We start from the raw sequence: 17,641 nt of genomic DNA on the forward strand, positions 1-17,641 counted from the left end.
TGTCTCCCATGCACACCCCCTCCGCTCCTGTTTCTCCGCTGGCCCCATATGGTGCCACCCTGCTGCGCCTGGCCCTGGGCGTGCTGTTCCTGGTCCACGCGCTGACCAAGCTGCTGGTCTTCACCCCTGCCGGTACCGCCGCCTTCTTCGAATCGCTGGGCCTGCCCGGCGTGTTGGGCTACCTCACCATCGCCGTCGAGCTGGCGATCACCGCTGCGCTGCTGCTGGGCATCTACGCGCGTTGGGTCGGCCTGGTCGGCGTGCCGCTGCTGCTGGGCACCATCGTCACCGTGCACGGCGCCAACGGCTTCAGCTTCGCCAACGCGGGCGGCGGCTGGGAATATCCGGCGTTCTGGGCGTTGGCACTGGTGGTGCTGTTCCTGGTCGGCGACGGCAAGTGGACCCTGCGTTCGCGCTGATCGCCGCCTGATCCTGCATTTGGAGAATTCCATGACCCGTCTGCCTTCGCTGTACATCTCCCATGGCTCGCCGATGACCGCCCTGCATCCGGGCCAGGTCGGCGTGCGCCTGGCCGAGCTGGCGCAGGATCTGCCGACTCCGCGCGCCATCGTGATGGCCTCGGCGCACTGGCTGGGCCGGCAGCCGCTGGTCGGCGCGCATCCGCAGCCGCCGACCATCCACGACTTTGGTGGCTTCCCGCGCGCGCTGTTTGAACTGCAGTACCCGGCACCGGGTGATCCGGCGCTGGCCGAAGAGGTGGCCGGCCGCATCGCCGCCGCCGGGCTGCCGGTGGCCATCGACCCGCAGCGTGGCCTCGACCATGGCGCGTGGGTGCCGCTGCGCCTGCTGCGCCCGCAGGCCGATATCCCGGTGGTGCCGCTGTCGATCCAGCCGTTGCTCGGCCCCGAGCACCAGTTCGCGCTGGGTCGCGCGCTGGCGCCGCTGCGCGGGCAGGGCGTGCTGCTGGTCGGCTCGGGCAGCATCACCCACAACCTGCACGACTGGGGTGACTACCAGGACGGCAAGGAAGCGCCGTATGTGCGCCCCTTCATCGAGTGGGTGGAGCAGCGGCTGGCTGCCGACGACCGCCCGGCCCTGCTCGACTATCGCCGGCAGGCACCGTTCGCCGAGCGCGCGCATCCGACCGACGAACACCTGCTGCCGCTGTTCTTCGCGATGGGCGCGGCGGGCGAGGGCGGCTTCGGTGCACGTCGCATCGATGCCGGCATCGACGCCGGCTTCCTGGCCATGGACCTGTACCGCTTCGACGGGGCGGCATGAGCCGGGGCTGACGCCGGGCCATCCCCGTCGTCGCGCCTGCAGCCGCATGTGGTAGTTTTTTCCGGGTTTCCGGCGCTGGCTCCCGAGCCTCCCCACGCGCCGCTTCCTGGAAGAAGCATGCATACCATTGAAGTCGTCCTGGCGATGCTGGTGGCCGTTGTCGCCAGCGGCTACCTGGTTCGCGTCCTGCCGTTCTCGTTGCCGCTGCCACTGGTACAGATCGGCCTGGGCGCGGTCATCGCCGGGGTGTTCAACCGCGGCCACGCGCTGGAGCCGGAAGTGTTCTTCCTGCTGTTCCTGCCGCCGCTGCTGTTCCTTGATGGCTGGCGCATTCCCAAGCAGGGCCTGTTCCGCGACAAGGGCGCGATCCTCGAGCTGGCGTTCGGCCTGGTGGTGTTCACCGTCATCGGCGCCGGCTTCCTGATCCACTGGCTGATTCCGGTGATGCCGCTGGCGGTGTGCTTTGCACTGGCGGCGATCGTGTCGCCCACCGATCCGGTGGCGGTCGGTGCGATCGCCTCCAAGGCGCCGATCCCCAAGCGCCTGATGCACATCCTGGAAGGCGAGTCGCTGCTGAACGATGCATCGGGCCTGGTCTGCTTCCGCTTCGCGGTGGCGGCGGTGATGACCGGCACCTTTTCGCTGGCCACGGCGTCGCTGACCTTCGTGTGGGTGGCGGTGGCCGGCCTGGCGGTGGGCGTGGCGGTCACTTTGGGTGTGTCCACGTTCCAGCGCTGGCTGTGGCGCCGCTTCGGTGAAGAGCCCGGCGCGGCGATGCTGGTCAACCTGCTCATTCCGTTCGCGGCCTACCTGCTTGCCGAAGAGATCCATGCCTCGGGCATCCTCGCCGCGGTCGCCGCCGGCATCGCGATGAGCTATGTCGAGCTGACCGGCCGTGTCTCCGGCAGCATGCGCGTGCAGCGCGCCGGGGTCTGGAACATGCTGCAGTTCAGCTTCAACGGCATCATGTTCGTGCTGCTGGGCGAGCAGCTGCCGGGCATCGTCGAGCGCGCCACCACCACCATGAACGAGAGCGGCCACCAGAGTGCGTGGTGGCTGCTGGTGTACGTGGTGGTGATCAACCTGGCGCTGGTGGTGCTGCGCCTGTTGTGGGTGTGGCTGTCGCTGCGCTGGAACCTGCTGCGCGCGCGGCGCCGAGGCCTGGAGCGCGGCGAGGCGCCGAACTGGCGCATCGTGGTGGCGACCTCGGTGGCCGGCGTGCGCGGTGCGATCACGCTGGCGGGTGTGTTGACCCTGCCGCTGTTCCTGCCCGATGGCAGTGCGTTCCCGGCGCGTGACCTGGTGATCTTCCTGGCCGCGTCGGTGATCCTGTTCTCGCTGCTGGGCGCCAGCATCGCGCTGCCACAGCTGCTGAAGGGCCTGCAGCTGCCGGCCGATTCGGGCGAACGCAAGGAAGAGGACCTGGCGCGCCGGCTGTCGTCGAAGGCTGCGCTGGCCGGGGTCGAGCGCATGCGCCAGCAGCTGGTGATGAACCAGAACACCGAGAACGTGCAGCTGTACAACGACGCTGCGTCGCGGGTGAGCCTGCTGTACCAGCGCCACCTGGAGCGCGACAGCGAGGGGCCCGACGTGGACCCGGAGAAGGTGCGGCGCATGGAAATGGGCTACCGCCAGCTGCGCAGCGCCGGCCTCAATGCCGAGCGCGAGGAGCTGTTCCGGTTGACCCGGCGCGGGGTGATCTCCGATGAGATCTCGCGGCGCCTGATCCGCAACCTGGACCTGCTGGAGTCGCGCAAGCGCGAATGATGCCCGGGCCGGGCCCTGCTGGCGCCGATGCGGATCCGGCCTTGGAATGTAGAGCCGAGCCTATGCTCGGCTGCTCTTGCTTCAGGCGTCATGAACCCGGAACGAAAAGCAGCCGAGCATGGGCTCGGCTCTACATGCCGGTGCTGCTTACTCCGGCTTCTGGTCCAGGAAATACGCCTCGACCTTGCCCTTGACCTTGATGGTCATCGGGTTGCCGCGGCGGTCGCGGGCCTTGCCGGCCTGCACGCGGATCCAGCCTTCGCTGACCGAGTATTCCTCGACGTTGTCGCGCTCGACGTCGTTGAAACGCACGCCGACGCCGCGCTCCAGCGCCTGCGCATCGTGGAAGGGGCTGGCCGGGTTGATCGCCAGGTGGTCGGGAGGGGTATCGCTCATCGCTTCATTCACAGTGACGGCCACCAAGGCCGGCTTCAGCGGCACAGGATAAACCGTAGAATGCCGGCCTGCCCCAGAGGAAGCTCCGCCATGCCCGACAACAGCGACTATTTCGACTTCGAGGAAGACATCCACGACTTCGACGAAGATGGCTTCGAGGCGCGGGTCTGGAACCTGCTGGTGCTGATCAACCCGGGCGACGAGGAACTGGCCCTGCAGCAGTTCAACCGCTGGCGCGAGCATCTGGCCGAGGACGGGCAGCCGCTGGAAGCGGACAGCGACTGGCTGCCGGCGCTGTTCACGGCCATTGCCTGGCAGTCCGGTTTCGAGGTTGAACGTGATGACCTGGAATCGCTGCAGTCGGCGGTGAACGAGCTGTCGGCGCGCTTCAACCTGCAGCTGGACTGGGGCGGCGACCTGGACGACGAGGACTTCGCTGAAGGCCTGGACGGTGTGCAGCTGATGTCCACCGCCTTCGACCGCCTGCGCGAGCACAACTACACGCTGTGGAGCGTGGATGCAGGCAGCGACGGCTTCACCGGCGTAATGGCGCTGACCCGCGACGACGACGCGATGCTGGCGCTGTGCTCGCTGCTGAACGTGGAAATCCGGCTGGGCAGCGACCCGTTCTGAGCGATGCCGATCCGCCCGGCACGACCCGGCGGGGACGATCTGCTGGGCGCGGCCTGATGGGTTGATCCGCTGGAGACGACCCGACGGGGTAGAGTCGACTGTTAGTCGACTATCGCGCGCAGCGCGGGGTTCTCGCGGCCGGATGGGAGAGCAGTCGACTGACAGTCGACTCTACCCAGTCGGTGCCGGTTGGTGTCCGGCGAACCCGCGACGTGGCCTACGGCCGGTACTGCGCCCTGGCGTTGGCAATCACCGCTTTGACCAGGTCACGGTTGGTGTGCCGGGAAATGGCCCGCGCGCCGAGCGCGATCGCCTGTGCACGCAGCTCGGAAGTGACATCGTAGTGGGCACCGCTGGCCTTGTTCTGGAAGGCACGTGGTGGAATGCCGAGCTGCGCCGCCATCGCGTGCAGCTCGGGCAGGGTGTCGGCCATCAGGTGCGCCCAGCGCTGTCCGCGCCAGGGATGCACCGCGTCATCGACGTAGACCGTCACCGCCGCGGCCGGTTCAGGCCTGCGGCTTGCTGTCGCTGTCAGCGGCCGGGGTGGCCTCGGCATCGGCAGCAGCTTCAACCACGTCACCTTCGGCGGCCTCGGCGGCTTCGCCTTCCTCGCCTTCAGCAGCGTCGACGCCTTCGAACTCGGCGACCAGCTTGTCGAGGTACTCGTCAGCGGTCTGGCCGGACTCTTCGGCCAGGGTGTCCAGCAGCTTCTGCAGCAGTTCGGAATACTCCAGGTTGACCTTGCGGCCTTCCTTCTCCTGCACGTTGGACAGGTGCTTGAGCATGGCCAGCATCGGCACCGGGTTCTCGGCGTTGCCCATGGTCTGGCCGCCGATGGCCAGCAGCCACTCACGGCCCTGCAGGCCGATGGCCGCAACCACCTGGCCGTCTTCGTTGGTCAGCACGGCATGGTTCTGCACCTGCTGCTGGGCGTTCAGGCGCAGGAACGGACGCTTGGCCTGCTGCTTCTTGCGCTTGTCGCGCTTGGCCTTGGAGTTCTGGGACATGGGGTGGGGTCACCTGGAAACGGAAAGACCGCCATTGTAGCGGGTGCTGCAGGGTGCGCTCGCCGGGCATGGCTTTGGTGGGTGCGGACCTTGGTCCGCACGCTCTGTGCCCGATGTGCGGACCAGGGTCCGCACCTACCAATTACTTTGCCGGCCCCTGCGCCGCCTGCACGTCCGGGTCGACGGTCGGCGCCGACAGCCCCACCTGCGGGCCGGCACCGGCCAGGGCGGCCTCCTCGGCGGCCTGGGTCATTACTACGATGCTGATGCGGCGGTTGATCGGGTTCTGCGGGTCGGCCTTGTCGAACAGCACCGACGAGGACAGGCCGACCACGCGGGTGATCTTGCTGTCATCGAGGCCGCCATCGATCAGCGCGCGGCGTGCGGCATTGGCACGGTCGGCGCTCAGTTCCCAGTTGCCGTAGCCGCGCGCAGTGGAATAGGCGGTGATGTCGGTGTGGCCGGTGAGGCTGATCCGGTTCGGCACATGGTTCAGGTATTCGGCCAGCTCGTGCAGGATCTGCTGCGTGTACGGCTTCAGCGTGGCACTGCCAAGGTCGAACATCGGCCGGTTCTGCTTGTCCACGATCTGGATGCGCAGGCCCTCCGGTGTCAGGTCCAGCAGCAGCTGGTCCTTGAACGGTTCCAGCGCCTGGCTCTTGCTGATCGCTTCCTGCAGCTCCTTCATCAGCTGTTCCAGCTGCTGCTTGTCGCGCTGCTGCTGGTCCACCGGCTGTGGCACGGCTTCCTTCTGGTTCTGGAAGGGGTCGTTGCTGTTGCCACGCGAGATGTCGGTGGCACCGCCCAGCTTGATCATCGAAGTACTGGCGCCGCCCGGGCCGGCCATGCCGGGCGCCGGCGTGGCGTTCTGGCCACTCAACGGGCTGGGGTTGCGGAAGTACTCGGAAATGGCGGCACGGTCGTTCTTGTTGGTGGTGGCCATCAGCCACAGCACCAGGAAGAAGGCCATCATCGCGGTCACGAAGTCGGCGTAGGCCACCTTCCACGAACCGCCGTGGTGGGCGGCGTGGCCGGCCTTCTTGACCCGGCGGACGATGACGGTGGGCTTGTTCTCAGCCATGGCTTACTTGACCGTCTTCAGGTGCTGCTCGAAATCTGAGAAGGCCGGGCGCACGTTCGACGGCAACGTCTTGCGGGCGAATTCCAGCGCGATCTTCGGGTTGTAGCCGCGCAGGCAGGCCAGCAGGGCGGTCTTCACCGATTCGTAGATGCGGCTGTCCTGTTCGGCGCGGGCTTCCATCGCCGCCGCCATCGGGCCGACGAAACCGTAGCCCAGCAGGATGCCGAGGAAGGTGCCGACCAGCGCACCGGCCACGTGGCCGCCCACTTCGACGATGTCGCCGCCGATCGAGCCCATGGTGATGACGATGCCCAGCACCGCCGCCACGATGCCGAAACCGGGAAGTCCGTCGGCGACCTTGGTCAGCACCTGCGACGGCGCCATGGCTTCGGCGTGGTGCTTTTCCAGCTCCAGTTCCAGCAGCGGTTCCAGCTCGTGCGGCTCGATGTTGCTGCCGATCATCAGGCGCAGGCAGTCGGTGATGAAGTCGATCAGGTGGTGGTCGGCCTGCACCTTGGGGTAGTTGCCGAACAGCGCGCTCTCGGCTGGGCGCTCGACATGGTCTTCCAGTGCCATGAAGCCTTCGCGGCGCGCCTTGTTCAGCAGTTCATAGAGCAGGCTGAGCACATCGATGTAGTCCTGCTGCTTGTAACGTGGGCCCTTGAACACGCCCACCATCGCCTGCAGGGTCTGCTTGACCGTCTTGGCGGGGGTGCCGACCAGGAAGGCGCCGAGTGCGGCGCCGCCGATGATGACCAGTTCGTAGGGTTGCCAGAGGGCACCCAGGCGGCCGTGGGCACCGAGGTAGCCCCCGATCACGCTGATGATGACGACCAGGAATCCAACGATGATGAGCATGGCGCGACGCAAGGAGAGGGGATATCTCCTTGTCGGCCCGTCGCCTGGTTTTCTGAAGAGGGAATTCTGTGAAATCGGTCAGCGGGGTATTTCAGCCCGCCACGCCGGCCTCGGCACCGCCACGCTGCAGTGGATCGGGCCAGGGCTCGCCATTGCCGGTGAACGAAAGTGAGACGGAGTTCAGGCAGTGGCGCTCGTAGGTGGGCGGCGGACCGTCCGGGAATACGTGGCCGAGGTGGCTGCCGCAGCGCGCGCAGGTGATCTCGGTGCGCACCATGCCGTGGCTGGTATCGCGGATCTCGCGCACGTGCGCCGGATCGAACGGGGCAAAGAAGCTGGGCCAGCCAGTGCCGGAATCGAACTTGGTACTGGAGCGGAACAGCGGCAGCGCACACAACCGGCAGCAGTAGACGCCCTCGCGCTTGTTGTCGAGGAACACCCCGCAGAACGGTGCTTCGGTGCCGTGCTGCAGCAGCACGCGGCGCTCCTCGCTGCTGAGGCCGGCGACCAGCGCCTCGGTCTGGGTGGCGGTGGGGGGCGTCAGATCGAAGGCAGTCATGGCGGCGCTCCGTGGGGTCGATGGCCTGGGGATGCCGGAAAACGTGGGGGTGCCGGCGCGCGCTTGCAAGTGTGATGGCCGTTCATGGGCGGCACACAGGTGCAGGCGCAAGGTGAATGCGATCCACGCCGGAGCGTGACATGAAACCGAGCCTTCCCCTGCTGTTGATGGGCCTGCTGCCCCTGGTTGCGCAGGCCCAGGTACCGACGTCGTCGAGCCCGACCGCCACCCGCAGTGCCACCACCGTGGCACCGCAACCGGTGGCACCTCCGCCACAGGCCGCCCGCCCGCAGCCGCAGGTGCTGCCGTCGCCGCAGCCGGCACAGCCGATCAAGTCCACCGGCCCTGCCCGGATCGCGCCGGCGCCGGTACCGAAGCCGGCCGACAAGGTCTATGACCGCAATGGCCGCATCGTGCCTGGCGTGCGCCCGGCCGGCCCGAACCGCGTGTTCGACTCGCGTACAGGCCGTTATTACGACAGCGTGCCGGCCGGTGATGGCCAGCAGATCAAGCGCTGACCTATGGGCCAAGCAAGGTTGGCAGCTCCTGCGCGTCGTGCGGGCTGAACGCACGAAAACAGCCTCTTGGCGATCACTGCTTTTTCGCCTGCGATTAACCGTTCCGGGACCACCGTGGCCCTGCGCCGGCATTCCGCCGCCGCATGTCCTTCGTCCACTGGATCGCGATCATGAAAAACCAGCAGAACCGTCATCCCGGCAAGGAACCGCAGGGCCGCAACCCGCAACAGCAGCAACAGCAGCAACAGATGGAGCCGCAGCAGTCGCACAAGGGCGGCAGGCAGCAGGAGCAGCGCTCGCAGAAGCATCCGCAGCAGCGCTGACGGTCGCCATGGCCGGGGTCAGAGCCCGTTGCACGGGATCCGACCCCCTTGCCGATTCCTGATCGGGGTCGGATCCCGCACAGCGGGCTCTGACCCCACCCCCGCAGCGGCCTCAGTCCGGAATCGGCAGGCTCAGCGTTTCCTTCACCTCTTCCATCACGATGTAGCTCTTCGACTCACGTACATGCGGCAGCGTCAGCAACGTGCTGCCGAGCAGCTTGCGGTAGGAGGCCATCTCGCTGATCCGCGCCTTCAGCAGGTAATCGAAGTCGCCCGACACCAGGTGGCACTCCAGCACGTTGGGCAGCTTCAGGGCCGCGCGGCGGAATTCCTCGAAGATGTCGCCGGACTTGTAGGCCAGGCTGATCTCCACGAATACCAGCAGGCTGGCCTTCACCGCCGCAGGGTCGAGATGGGCGTGGTAACCGGTGATCACCCCCTCGCGCTCCAGCCGGCGTACGCGCTCGGTGCATGGGGTGGTGGACAGGCCGACCCGCTCACCCAGTTCGGTGAAGGAAATACGGCCCTCGGCCTGCAGGATGCGCAGGATCTTGCGGTCGATCTTGTCCAGTTCGCGGGTCCGGGTGGCCATGGTCGTCAACCTCGGGGAGTGAATTGCAGGAGAACATCCTGCCGGTTGATTGAAAATCAGGCAAATCAACTGGTATCGGCTGTCTATACTTCCCCAATTATGGCCCCGGCACGCTCCAGTGCAGGGAATGATCGGGTTGGAGAAGTCCCATGCGAGTCCTAGTTCTCGGCAGCGGCGTGATCGGCACCACCAGTGCCTGGTACCTGCGACAGGCCGGGTTTGAAGTCACGGTCATCGACCGCCAACCCGGCCCGGCGCTGGAGACCAGCTTCGCCAATGCCGGCCAGCTGTCGTTCGGCTATACCTCGCCGTGGGCGGCGCCGGGCGTGCCGAAGAAGGCGATCGGCTGGCTGTTCGAGAAGCACGCGCCGCTGGCGATCCGGCCGGGCATGGACCTGGCCCAGTACCGCTGGCTGTGGCAGATGCTGCGCAACTGCACCCACGAGCGCTACGCGATCAACAAGGCGCGCATGGTGCGCATGTCCGAGTACAGCCGCGACTGCCTGAACGAGCTGCGCGCGCAGATCGGCATCGAATTCGAAGGCCGCGACCTGGGTACGACCCAGTTGTTCCGCACCCAGCAGCAGCTGGACGCCTCGGCGCAGGACATCGAGATCCTGGCCCAGTACGGCGTGCCGTACGAGGTGCTGGACCGCGCCGGCATCATCCAGGCCGAACCGGCCCTGGCCCACGTCGACGGCCTGGTCGGCGCGCTGCGCCTGCCGCGTGACCAGACCGGCGACTGCCAGCTGTTCACCCGCCGCCTGGCACAGATGTGCGTGGATGCCGGCGTCGAATTCCGCTTCGACCAGGACATCACCGGCCTGGAGTTCGATGGCGACCGCATCACCGGCGTGCGCATCGACGGCAAGCTGGAAACCGCCGACCGCTTCGTGGTCGCGCTCGGCAGCTACTCGCCAGCGCTGGTCGCGCCGCTGGGCATGCGTCTGCCGGTTTACCCGCTGAAGGGCTACTCGCTGACCCTGCCGATCACCGACCCGGCGATGGCACCGACCTCGACCATCCTCGATGAGAGCTACAAGGTGGCGGTAACCCGCTTCGACGACCGCATCCGCGTCGGTGGCATGGCCGAAGTGGCCGGCTTCGACCTGTCGCTGTCGCAGCGCCGCCGCGAGACGCTGGAGCTGGTGGTCAGCGACCTGTACCCGAAGGGCGGCGACCTGTCGCGCGCGCAGTTCTGGACCGGCCTACGCCCGGCCACGCCGGACGGCACGCCGGTGATCGGCGCCACGCCGTTCCGCAACCTGTACCTCAACACGGGCCACGGTACGCTGGGCTGGACCATGGCCTGCGGCTCGGGCCGCTACCTGGCCGACCTGATGAGCGCGCGCCAGCCGCAGATCAGCACCGAAGGTCTGGATATTTTCCGCTACGGCCAGTACGGTCACGCGCCGCAACACGAGAACCGCACATGCGTCCTGCCCGCGCGCTGATCGATCTGGGCGCTCTGCGCAGCAACTACCGGCTCGCCCGTGAACTGGGCGGTGGCAAGGCCCTGGCGATCATCAAGGCCGATGCCTATGGCCATGGCGCGGTGCGCTGTGCACAGGCGCTGGAAGACGAGGCCGATGGCTTCGGCGTGGCCACCATCGAAGAAGCGCTGGAATTGCGCCAGGCCGGCATCCGTGCGCCGATCCTGCTGCTGGAAGGCATCTTCGAACCCAGCGACATGGCGCTGGTGGCCGAGCATGATTTCTGGTTCGCCGTGGGTTCGCCGTGGCAGCTGGAGGCCGTCGCCGCCTTCGACAGCCCGCGTCCGTTGACGGTGTGGCTGAAGCTGGACAGCGGCATGCATCGTCTCGGCCTGGACGTGGACAGCTTCCGCGCCGCGCATGCGCGCCTGTCGGCGCTGCCGCAGGTCGAGCGCATCGTGCTGATGACCCACCTGGCACGTGCCGATGAGCTGGACAGCGAACGGACCCACGAGCAGGCCGCGACCTTTGCCCGTGCCATCGATGGCCTGGAAGGCGAGACCAGCGTGTGCAATTCGCCGGCGCTGCTGGGCTGGCCGGATGTGCGCAGCGACTGGGTGCGTCCGGGCCTGATGCTGTACGGCGCGAACCCGCTGCCGGAGGCCTCGGAGATCACCGCGCGCCTGCGCCCGGTGATGACGATGCAGTCCAAGGTGATCGCCGAGCGTTGGATCGAGGCCGGTGAGCCGGTCGGCTATGGCGCCCGCTTTGTCTCGAAGGCTCGCACGCGCGTTGGCGTGGTCGCGCTGGGTTACGCCGATGGTTACCCGCAGTTCGCGCCGAACGGTACGCCGGTGCTGATCGACGGCCACCCCGGTGCGCTGATCGGCCGCGTGTCGATGGACATGCTGACCGTGGACCTGACCGCGCATCTGCAGGCCGGTATCGGCAGCGTGGTGGAACTGTGGGGCAGTGCACCGACGCTGTCGGAGCTGGCGCCGCGCTGTGGCGTGAGTGCGTACCAGCTGCCCTGCGCGGTCAAGCGCGTGGCGAAGGTGTACGTGTAGAGCCGAGCCTACGCTCGGCTCCGGGAACGCGTGTCGACCAAGGTCGACACCTACCGGTGGGTCGCGTCGCCCGGCATTACCGCGCGGCGGTCGCCTGGCTGGCCAGCTGGCGCTTCACCCAGTCGTTGAGCAGGCGCTTTTCGTAGCGCAGCGGATCGCTGTCGGTCAGCAACCCACTGCCCTGCAGGTAGCCGGAGTCGCTAAGGCGTGCGTCGCCTTCGCTCACAATACGGCCATCGGCATCCTTCAACGTGTACTGCAGGGCGATGCGGGGCGGGTAGATATCACGCATCACGCGGATGTCGCGCCCACGCGGGCCGTGCCACGGCTCGTAGTCACCTGCACGCTTGATGTCCACCAGGGTGACATCGAGTGTCTGTCCGGGCTGCAGCGGTTTGGCGGCGGTGGTCTGCAGATAGCGCGCCAACTGCCGCACCCAGTCGCCGCGTTCGGCCTCGAAACGGTTGCCGCTCTGGCGGATCTCGGTGAATTTGGCCGGATCGTCCCACTTCACGCTGACCGGGCCATCGGCCTGCAGTGCGCGAGGGGCTTGCGGATCGGTGACAGTACGCGGCGCAGCGGTCGAGCTGCCCGCCACGAGGGCGCCTGCCAGCAGCAGCGCGGTAGCAAGTGAGCGTTTCATGACGGTCTCCTGCGTCCCCGAAAGGGGGGACGGTGTTGATCACAGAGTGAGTGTGATCCCGCTCCGGGGCAACGGCAATGACCGAATGCGTCATGCGCAAGGGTGGTTGCCGCCAATTCATCGTCGTCAACCCTGACTGACGGCGCTTGACGCTGTGAATACGCTCTTTGGAAGATGCTGTGCCTCCAATCCGGCCCGTACAGACGCCCTTGTCCACACTGCCGCCCCTAGTGGAGCGCCCACCGATGATGGTGCCGGCGCCCGAACCCGACCTGCATCATGGCGTGCTTGAGCGCATCAACGCCGGTTTCTGCGTGATCCAGGTGCTGTTCGAAGGCGACCGCGCGGTGGACTATCGTTTCATCGAGGTCAACGACGCCTTCGAGCGCCATACCGGCCTGAAGGACGCCCGGGGCCAGCGCATGACGGCGCTGGAGCCGAACCACGAACAGGACTGGTTCCGCATCTACGGCGAGGTCGCACGCAGCGGCCGGCCGGCGCAGTTCGAAATGGAAGCGCGTGCGCTGGGCCGCTCGTTCGCGGTCGACGCGGTGCGCGTGGGACGGCCGGGAGAAGACAAGGTCGGCATCCTGTTCTTCGACATCACCGCGCGCAAGCAGATGGAAGTGGAGCTGGGCGAAAGCGAAGCCCGCTTCAGCGCACTGGCCGATGGCCTGCCGATGCCGGTGTGGGTGCTCGACGAGCGCGGCCACGCCCGCTTCGTCAACAGCGCCTTCAGCGAGTTCTTCGGTGGCGACGAAACCCGCGTTCCGGAGGATGTCTGGCGCGGCCTGGTGCACCCGGACGATGCGTCCGTATTCGAGTACGAGCTGCAGGAAGCACTGAAGGCGCAGCGTTCGATGCATGCGCTGGTACGCGCGCGGCGCGCCGATGGCCAGTGGCGCTGGCTGGAGATGAACGCGCGCCCGCGCTTCTCGCGCATGGGCCGCTTCATCGGCCTGGCCGGCAGCAGTCCGGACGTGACCGAGCGCCGCGAGATCGAACTGGCACGCGAGGAACTGCTGCAGTCCGAGCGCGCCGCACGCAGTGCCGCCGAGAACATGGCGCGGCTGAAGGACGAATTCCTGGCCACGCTGTCGCACGAGCTGCGCACGCCGCTGACCACCATCCTCGGTTGGAGCGAACTGCTGCTGCAGCGGGTGGACAACACCAGCCCGCTGTACAAGGGCCTGAACGTCATCGCCAACAGCGCCGGCGCGCAGAAGCGGCTGATCTCGGACATGCTCGACCTCAGCAGCATGCTGCTGGGCAAGGTACAGCTGGAGGTGGAAGTGCTGGACCTGCGCACGCTGCTTGGCGAAGCCATCGGCGCGCAGGAACTGGTGGCCGAGGGCAAGGCGCTGGACGTGCACCTGCAGTTGCCCGAGCAGCCAAGCCCCGTGCTCGGCGATGCCACCCGCCTGCAGCAGGTGTTCTGGAACCTGCTGTCGAACGCAATCAAGTTCACCCCGGCCGAAGGCCGCATCGACGTGCAGCTGCAGGCCGACGGCAACCACTGGGTGATTACGGTGCGCGATACCGGTGATGGCATCGCACCGGAGTTCCTCAACCACCTGTTCAGCCGCTTCCGCCAGGCCGATGGCACCACCACGCGCCGCCATGGCGGCCTCGGCCTGGGCCTGGCGATCGTGCAGCAGCTGGTCGAACTGCATGGCGGCACCGTTGCCGCCGCCAGCGAAGGCCATGGCCACGGCGCCACGTTCACCGTGCGCCTGCCCCAGCACCTGCCGGATGCCGAGCGCCGGCCGCTGCGCGAAGTCATCAGCGGGCCGATCCTGGAGCCGGTGATCGTCGAGCCGTATCCGCTGCGGGGCATGCATGTGCTGGCGGTGGAAGACCAGCCGGAGGTGCTGGAATACCTGCGGCGCATGCTGGAAGAGCAGGGCGCCAGCGTGTCGGCGGCCAGTTCGGCCGGCGAGGCACTGGCACTGCTGGCCGACACCGGCCACCTGCAGTACCACGTGATGCTGACCGACATCGGCATGCCGGGCATGGATGGCTACGGGCTGGTGCGCACGCTGCGCGAGGACATGGGCGTGGATGCCTCGATGCTGCCTGCGGTGGCGGTGACCGCGCTGGCGCGTGCCGATGACCGCCGCCGTGCGTTGGCGTCGGGCTTCCAGGAGCATGTCGCCAAGCCTTACTCGGTGGCGCAGCTGGTGTCCGCCGTGCGCAAGGTGCAGGTACCGCGCGCCGACAGCGCGCTGCACTGAGCATTCACGGCCGATCGGCGACCCTGCAGGCAGGAGGTCGCCGATGTCCCGCACAGCTCCCCGAATCCATACCGACCCGGCGCAGATCGCGCGCCTGGAAGCCCTGCTGCCGCAGCTGGAAGGCGAAACGCAGGTGGAACTGACCCTGCACGATGGCCGGCGCCTGCTCGGCACGGTGGCGGTGAAGCCGACCGTGCAGCAGTACCGCAACGACGCCGGCGATGAAGGCAGCAACGGCCAGTTGAGGCTGGACGACTACGACACGCCGGTGCAGCAGCACCATGTGTGGCTGGATGAGATCGCCAGCGTCAACCGTCTGCCACCCAGGGCGCCTTGATCGGATGTAGAGCCGAGCCCACGCTCGGCTGCGCCGTTGCCCGAGCGTGGGCTCGGGCGCTACCGGTGCGTCAATGCTCGAACAACGTCGGCGTCGCCTCGAACCGCCGCGCATAGGCGCGTTCCTCCGCGACCCTGGCCACCTCGTCATCGGCCAGGTCCGGCGCACCATACACCGCGTAGGCCACGCTGCCGTCGGCGCCATGGCCGACCTGATGCAGCCGGTAGCGTGAGTGGCCGCCGCCGGTATCCTCGGGGTAGTGCACGGGCGGATGGCTGCCTTCCAGGTCCATTTCACTGTTGTCGACCACGCCACCGACGAACAAGGCTCGCATGCAGGTTCTCCTGGGTTTCCGGGGGGAGCCTCTACCCTGAACGTTCCAATGTTGCTGGCGGATCAAGGCCCCGTTCGGGTTTCGCAAAGCGGCCTGGCGGGGCCGGCCCGGCCAAGCCGGTACAATGGACGGCCCTCACGCTTGAAGTACCCGCGCCGATGGCCTCCAGCGACGACGCCCCCCTGCAGACCCTGTTCCTGCCGTTCTCCCAAGGCGCCCTGCGCTGGCCGGAGGGCCCGGTGGCCTTCCTGCGTGCCCGCGACGGCTGGCCGCTGCGCGAGGCCGCTGGCAACCGCGAGGTGCACTGCGAGCAGAGTTTTGCACCGTTCGCGCAGCCGCTGCAGCAGGCTGCGGGCTGGACCGTCAGCGGCCAGCTGGACGATGCCGCAGGCAGGGGCCGCTACCCGCTGGTGCTGGTGCTGCCGCCGCGCCAGCGCGAAGAAGCCCGTGCACTGTTCGCCCGCGCGCTGGCGCTGGTCGCCGACGGCGGTCGCATCGTTGCCTGCCAGTCCAACAACGAAGGCGCGCGCTCGGGCGAGGGCGACCTCAAGCAGTTGGCCGGCCTCGGTGGCAGCCTGACCAAGAACCATTGCCGCGTGTACTGGACCGCCCCGCTGCAGGGCCAGCACGATGCCGACCTGGCAAAGCGCTGGTCGGCGCTGGATGCGGTGCGCCCGATTGTCGGGGGCCGTTTCCTCAGCCGCCCGGGCGTGTTCGCCTGGGACCGCATCGATCCGGCGTCGGCGCTGCTGGCCGAGCACCTGCCGGCCGACCTGGCCGGGCGTGCCGCCGACCTCGGCGCGGGCTACGGCTACCTGTCGCGCGAGCTGCTGGAGCGTTGCCCGAAGATCACCGCGCTGGACCTGTACGAGGCCGAGCAGCGCGCGTTGGCGCTGGCCGAGCTGAACCTGGCGCCGCCGCCGCGCGCGCTGCCGCTGCGCTTCCTGTGGCAGGACGTCACCGCCGGCATCGAGCCGGGCTACGACGTCATCATCAGCAATCCGCCGTTCCATACGCCCTCGCGTGCCGACCGCCCGGACATCGGCCAGCGCTTCATCGCCGTGGCCGCGCAGGCGCTGCGCCCGGGCGGGCGCCTGTACGTGGTGGCCAACCGCCATCTGCCGTACGAGCACACCCTCAACGACAGCTTCGGTGCGGTGCGCGTGATTGCCGAGCGCGATGGCTTCAAGCTGGTCGAAGCGGTGAAGGGGAGGGGCCGGTGAAACTGGTCAAGCACATCGCCAACCTGGGCTACGGCAGCCGCAAGCAGGTGCAGTGGATGTTCCGCGAGGGACGCGTCACCGACGCCGAAGGCGAGGTGCTGTACGCCGACGACCAGGTGCCGCACGAGGCCATCCGTGTCGATGGCGAGCCGCTGGACCCGCCGGCCGGGTTGTCAATCGCGCTGCACAAGCCGGCCGGCTACACCTGCTCGACCAAGGACACCGGCCGCCTGATCTACGACCTGCTGCCGCCCCGTTTCCGCGACCGCGATCCGGTGCTGTCCACGGTCGGCCGCCTCGACCGCGACACCAGTGGCCTGCTGCTGCTGACCGACGACGGTGGCCTGCTGCACCGGATCATCTCGCCGAAGTCGAAGCTGCCCAAGGTCTACGAGGTGGAGCTGAGCGACGACCTGCGCGGCGACGAGGTGGCGCTGTTCGCCAGCGGTACGCTGATGCTGGAGTCCGAGAAGACGCCCCTGCTGCCGGCTGAACTGGAGGTGCTGGATGCGCGTTGTGCGCGCCTGGTGCTGCACGAAGGCCGCTACCATCAGGTACGCCGCATGTTCGCTGCCACCGGCAACCACGTGCAGGCCCTGCATCGCAGCCGCGTTGGCGGGCTGGACCTGCAGGGGCTGGACGAGGGGCAATGGCGGCAGCTCACTTCCACCGATCTGGATACGCTGTTCGCTCCATGACCCCCATCGCTGCGCTGCCGTTCCTCCCCGACGCCGTCATCTTCGACATGGACGGCCTGATGATCGACAGCGAGCGGGTCTCGCTGGCCTGCTGGAGCCAGGCCGCCGACGAGTTCGGACTGGGCCTGGACGAGGCAGTGTTCCTGCGCATGGTCGGCCTCGGTGACCGCGACACGCACGCGCTGCTGCGTGCGCAGGGCATCGAGGAGAGCGTGATCGAGGCGGTGGCCGCGCGCTGCCACGAGCTGTATGAAGCACGCACGCAGACCGGCCTGCCCTTGCGGCCGGGCATCCTGGAGCTGCTTGAACTGCTGAAGGCGCATGCGGTTCCGCGCGCGGTGGCGACCACCACGCGGCAGCCACGGGCCAACCGCAAGCTGGCGGCGGCCGGGCTGCTGCCGTATTTCGATGCGGTGATCACCAGTGGTGATGTTGCGCGGCCGAAGCCGGCGCCGGATATCTACCTGCTGGCGGCACAGCGGCTGGGGCAGGCGCCCGAGCGATGCCTGGCGCTGGAAGACTCCCCGGCCGGTACGCGCGCGGCGCTGGCCGCCGGCATGACCGTGATCCAGGTACCGGACCTGGTGCATCCGGATGAAGAGTTGCGTGCACTCGGCCACCGCATCGTTGGTTCGCTGGTGGACGCGCACGCGCTGCTGCTGCCGTTGTTGCCGAGGTAGCGGTGGGTGCCAATCG

Annotated in this window: 22 protein-coding genes; 13 read left to right on the forward strand and 9 right to left on the reverse strand. The window is 67.8% G+C overall.

The window, feature by feature from the left end; all coding sequences use genetic code 11:
* Positions 1 to 8: 8 nt before the first annotated feature.
* From ACZK29_RS02395 to ACZK29_RS02405, 3 genes are all read left to right on the forward strand, one after another.
* Positions 9 to 419 (forward strand): DoxX family protein, encoded by a 411-nt coding sequence (locus ACZK29_RS02395; RefSeq protein ID WP_478446616.1) that lies wholly within the window; start codon positions 9 to 11, stop codon positions 417 to 419.
* A 31-nt stretch (positions 420 to 450) separates the two neighbouring features.
* Positions 451 to 1,242, forward strand: coding sequence for a dioxygenase family protein (locus ACZK29_RS02400; RefSeq protein ID WP_478446617.1), 792 nt, complete (start codon positions 451 to 453; stop codon positions 1,240 to 1,242).
* A 117-nt stretch (positions 1,243 to 1,359) separates the two neighbouring features.
* The gene (locus ACZK29_RS02405) at positions 1,360 to 3,009 is read left to right on the forward strand and encodes a Na+/H+ antiporter (protein ID WP_111202436.1); all 1,650 of its coding nucleotides are present in this window, start codon (positions 1,360 to 1,362) and stop codon (positions 3,007 to 3,009) included.
* Positions 3,010 to 3,156: 147 nt separating this feature from the next.
* Here the strand turns inward: ACZK29_RS02405 and ACZK29_RS02410 are convergent, their stop codons facing one another.
* Positions 3,157 to 3,405, reverse strand: a complete 249-nt coding sequence (locus tag ACZK29_RS02410; protein WP_032128750.1) for a DUF3297 family protein — start codon at positions 3,403 to 3,405, stop codon at positions 3,157 to 3,159.
* A 90-nt stretch (positions 3,406 to 3,495) separates the two neighbouring features.
* On the opposite strand from ACZK29_RS02410, the gene ACZK29_RS02415 reads away from it, so the two are divergent.
* Entirely contained in the window at positions 3,496 to 4,038 is a 543-nt protein-coding gene (locus tag ACZK29_RS02415; RefSeq protein ID WP_012479021.1) for a DUF6630 family protein, read from the forward strand.
* A 217-nt stretch (positions 4,039 to 4,255) separates the two neighbouring features.
* Here ACZK29_RS02415 and ACZK29_RS02420 read toward each other — a convergent pair whose 3' ends face one another.
* The 5 genes from ACZK29_RS02420 to msrB all read right to left on the reverse strand — a co-directional run bounded on the left by ACZK29_RS02420 (position 4,256) and on the right by msrB (position 7,543).
* On the reverse strand, positions 4,256 to 4,531 hold the full coding sequence (locus tag ACZK29_RS02420; RefSeq protein ID WP_111202437.1) for a DUF4031 domain-containing protein: 276 nt from the start codon (positions 4,529 to 4,531) through the stop codon (positions 4,256 to 4,258).
* A 13-nt stretch (positions 4,532 to 4,544) separates the two neighbouring features.
* Entirely contained in the window at positions 4,545 to 5,045 is a 501-nt protein-coding gene (locus ACZK29_RS02425) for a hypothetical protein (protein ID WP_111202438.1), read from the reverse strand.
* Between the two features lie 142 nt (positions 5,046 to 5,187).
* A complete protein-coding gene (gene motB / locus ACZK29_RS02430; protein WP_459047918.1) occupies positions 5,188 to 6,126 on the reverse strand; it encodes a flagellar motor protein MotB in 939 nt (312 codons plus the stop codon).
* Between the two features lie 3 nt (positions 6,127 to 6,129).
* Entirely contained in the window at positions 6,130 to 6,984 is an 855-nt protein-coding gene (gene motA / locus ACZK29_RS02435) for a flagellar motor stator protein MotA (RefSeq protein WP_005407915.1), read from the reverse strand.
* A gap of 91 nt (positions 6,985 to 7,075) precedes the next feature.
* Positions 7,076 to 7,543, reverse strand: a complete 468-nt coding sequence (msrB, locus tag ACZK29_RS02440; protein WP_049432331.1) for a peptide-methionine (R)-S-oxide reductase MsrB — start codon at positions 7,541 to 7,543, stop codon at positions 7,076 to 7,078.
* Between the two features lie 140 nt (positions 7,544 to 7,683).
* On the opposite strand from msrB, the gene ACZK29_RS02445 reads away from it, so the two are divergent.
* Together ACZK29_RS02445 and ACZK29_RS02450 are read left to right on the forward strand one after the other, a co-directional pair.
* On the forward strand, positions 7,684 to 8,061 hold the full coding sequence (locus ACZK29_RS02445; RefSeq protein WP_019337991.1) for a hypothetical protein: 378 nt from the start codon (positions 7,684 to 7,686) through the stop codon (positions 8,059 to 8,061).
* 143 nt (positions 8,062 to 8,204) lie between these two features.
* Positions 8,205 to 8,384 carry a lana protein gene (locus ACZK29_RS02450; protein ID WP_106549763.1) on the forward strand — a complete coding sequence of 60 codons (180 nt, stop codon included), beginning with the start codon at positions 8,205 to 8,207 and terminating at the stop codon, positions 8,382 to 8,384.
* Between the two features lie 112 nt (positions 8,385 to 8,496).
* Here ACZK29_RS02450 and ACZK29_RS02455 read toward each other — a convergent pair whose 3' ends face one another.
* On the reverse strand, positions 8,497 to 8,976 hold the full coding sequence (locus tag ACZK29_RS02455) for a winged helix-turn-helix transcriptional regulator (protein WP_005407919.1): 480 nt from the start codon (positions 8,974 to 8,976) through the stop codon (positions 8,497 to 8,499).
* Between the two features lie 149 nt (positions 8,977 to 9,125).
* Here ACZK29_RS02455 and ACZK29_RS02460 point away from each other — a divergent pair, with 149 nt between their 5' ends.
* The gene (locus ACZK29_RS02460) at positions 9,126 to 10,430 is read left to right on the forward strand and encodes a D-amino acid dehydrogenase (RefSeq protein ID WP_099552571.1); all 1,305 of its coding nucleotides are present in this window, start codon (positions 9,126 to 9,128) and stop codon (positions 10,428 to 10,430) included.
* The gene (alr, locus tag ACZK29_RS02465) at positions 10,409 to 11,476 is read left to right on the forward strand and encodes an alanine racemase (protein WP_111202441.1); all 1,068 of its coding nucleotides are present in this window, start codon (positions 10,409 to 10,411) and stop codon (positions 11,474 to 11,476) included. Before ACZK29_RS02460 ends, alr begins: the two co-directional genes overlap by 22 nt.
* 76 nt (positions 11,477 to 11,552) lie before the next feature.
* Here alr and ACZK29_RS02470 read toward each other — a convergent pair whose 3' ends face one another.
* Entirely contained in the window at positions 11,553 to 12,119 is a 567-nt protein-coding gene (locus ACZK29_RS02470; protein WP_111202442.1) for a DUF3016 domain-containing protein, read from the reverse strand.
* 245 nt (positions 12,120 to 12,364) lie between these two features.
* On the opposite strand from ACZK29_RS02470, the gene ACZK29_RS02475 reads away from it, so the two are divergent.
* Together ACZK29_RS02475 and ACZK29_RS02480 are read left to right on the forward strand one after the other, a co-directional pair.
* On the forward strand, positions 12,365 to 14,353 hold the full coding sequence (locus ACZK29_RS02475) for a hybrid sensor histidine kinase/response regulator (RefSeq protein ID WP_111202443.1): 1,989 nt from the start codon (positions 12,365 to 12,367) through the stop codon (positions 14,351 to 14,353).
* A gap of 43 nt (positions 14,354 to 14,396) precedes the next feature.
* Positions 14,397 to 14,690 carry a DUF3247 family protein gene (locus tag ACZK29_RS02480; protein ID WP_111202444.1) on the forward strand — a complete coding sequence of 98 codons (294 nt, stop codon included), beginning with the start codon at positions 14,397 to 14,399 and terminating at the stop codon, positions 14,688 to 14,690.
* A 70-nt stretch (positions 14,691 to 14,760) separates the two neighbouring features.
* On the opposite strand, the gene ACZK29_RS02485 is transcribed toward ACZK29_RS02480, so the two are convergent.
* Positions 14,761 to 15,024: a hypothetical protein gene (locus ACZK29_RS02485; RefSeq protein ID WP_005407925.1), complete on the reverse strand. Its 264-nt coding sequence runs from the start codon at positions 15,022 to 15,024 to the stop codon at positions 14,761 to 14,763.
* Between the two features lie 158 nt (positions 15,025 to 15,182).
* Between ACZK29_RS02485 and ACZK29_RS02490 the strand changes: the two genes are divergently transcribed.
* From ACZK29_RS02490 to ACZK29_RS02500, 3 genes are read left to right on the forward strand one after another with little or no spacing between them, the layout of a single operon-like run.
* Positions 15,183 to 16,247 (forward strand): class I SAM-dependent methyltransferase, encoded by a 1,065-nt coding sequence (locus ACZK29_RS02490; protein ID WP_111202445.1) that lies wholly within the window; start codon positions 15,183 to 15,185, stop codon positions 16,245 to 16,247.
* Positions 16,244 to 16,945, forward strand: a complete 702-nt coding sequence (locus tag ACZK29_RS02495; RefSeq protein ID WP_111202446.1) for a pseudouridine synthase — start codon at positions 16,244 to 16,246, stop codon at positions 16,943 to 16,945. The genes ACZK29_RS02490 and ACZK29_RS02495 overlap by 4 nt, the downstream gene beginning before the upstream one ends.
* Positions 16,942 to 17,625 (forward strand): HAD family hydrolase, encoded by a 684-nt coding sequence (locus tag ACZK29_RS02500; protein ID WP_111202447.1) that lies wholly within the window; start codon positions 16,942 to 16,944, stop codon positions 17,623 to 17,625. The genes ACZK29_RS02495 and ACZK29_RS02500 overlap by 4 nt, the downstream gene beginning before the upstream one ends.
* The last annotated feature ends 16 nt before the right edge of the window (positions 17,626 to 17,641 follow it).

This window comes from Stenotrophomonas sp. 89682_Sma (assembly GCF_056481405.1).

What these genes read in the sequence shown, in the direction of transcription:
- motA (WP_005407915.1), bottom strand. Translation starts at nt 6,984, where the DNA reads ATGCTCATCATCGTTGGATTCCTGGTCGTCATCATCAGCGTGATCGGG.
- ACZK29_RS02470 (WP_111202442.1), bottom strand. Translation starts at nt 12,119, where the DNA reads ATGAAACGCTCACTTGCTACCGCGCTGCTGCTGGCAGGCGCCCTCGTG.
- motB (WP_459047918.1), bottom strand. Translation starts at nt 6,126, where the DNA reads ATGGCTGAGAACAAGCCCACCGTCATCGTCCGCCGGGTCAAGAAGGCC.
- ACZK29_RS02485 (WP_005407925.1), bottom strand. Translation starts at nt 15,024, where the DNA reads ATGCGAGCCTTGTTCGTCGGTGGCGTGGTCGACAACAGTGAAATGGAC.
- ACZK29_RS02415 (WP_012479021.1), top strand. Translation starts at nt 3,496, where the DNA reads ATGCCCGACAACAGCGACTATTTCGACTTCGAGGAAGACATCCACGAC.
- ACZK29_RS02450 (WP_106549763.1), top strand. Translation starts at nt 8,205, where the DNA reads ATGTCCTTCGTCCACTGGATCGCGATCATGAAAAACCAGCAGAACCGT.
- ACZK29_RS02400 (WP_478446617.1), top strand. Translation starts at nt 451, where the DNA reads ATGACCCGTCTGCCTTCGCTGTACATCTCCCATGGCTCGCCGATGACC.
- alr (WP_111202441.1), top strand. Translation starts at nt 10,409, where the DNA reads ATGCGTCCTGCCCGCGCGCTGATCGATCTGGGCGCTCTGCGCAGCAAC.
- ACZK29_RS02455 (WP_005407919.1), bottom strand. Translation starts at nt 8,976, where the DNA reads ATGGCCACCCGGACCCGCGAACTGGACAAGATCGACCGCAAGATCCTG.
- ACZK29_RS02405 (WP_111202436.1), top strand. Translation starts at nt 1,360, where the DNA reads ATGCATACCATTGAAGTCGTCCTGGCGATGCTGGTGGCCGTTGTCGCC.
- ACZK29_RS02460 (WP_099552571.1), top strand. Translation starts at nt 9,126, where the DNA reads ATGCGAGTCCTAGTTCTCGGCAGCGGCGTGATCGGCACCACCAGTGCC.
- msrB (WP_049432331.1), bottom strand. Translation starts at nt 7,543, where the DNA reads ATGACTGCCTTCGATCTGACGCCCCCCACCGCCACCCAGACCGAGGCG.
- ACZK29_RS02410 (WP_032128750.1), bottom strand. Translation starts at nt 3,405, where the DNA reads ATGAGCGATACCCCTCCCGACCACCTGGCGATCAACCCGGCCAGCCCC.
- ACZK29_RS02500 (WP_111202447.1), top strand. Translation starts at nt 16,942, where the DNA reads ATGACCCCCATCGCTGCGCTGCCGTTCCTCCCCGACGCCGTCATCTTC.
- ACZK29_RS02490 (WP_111202445.1), top strand. Translation starts at nt 15,183, where the DNA reads ATGGCCTCCAGCGACGACGCCCCCCTGCAGACCCTGTTCCTGCCGTTC.
- ACZK29_RS02445 (WP_019337991.1), top strand. Translation starts at nt 7,684, where the DNA reads ATGAAACCGAGCCTTCCCCTGCTGTTGATGGGCCTGCTGCCCCTGGTT.
- ACZK29_RS02480 (WP_111202444.1), top strand. Translation starts at nt 14,397, where the DNA reads ATGTCCCGCACAGCTCCCCGAATCCATACCGACCCGGCGCAGATCGCG.
- ACZK29_RS02395 (WP_478446616.1), top strand. Translation starts at nt 9, where the DNA reads ATGCACACCCCCTCCGCTCCTGTTTCTCCGCTGGCCCCATATGGTGCC.
- ACZK29_RS02425 (WP_111202438.1), bottom strand. Translation starts at nt 5,045, where the DNA reads ATGTCCCAGAACTCCAAGGCCAAGCGCGACAAGCGCAAGAAGCAGCAG.
- ACZK29_RS02475 (WP_111202443.1), top strand. Translation starts at nt 12,365, where the DNA reads ATGATGGTGCCGGCGCCCGAACCCGACCTGCATCATGGCGTGCTTGAG.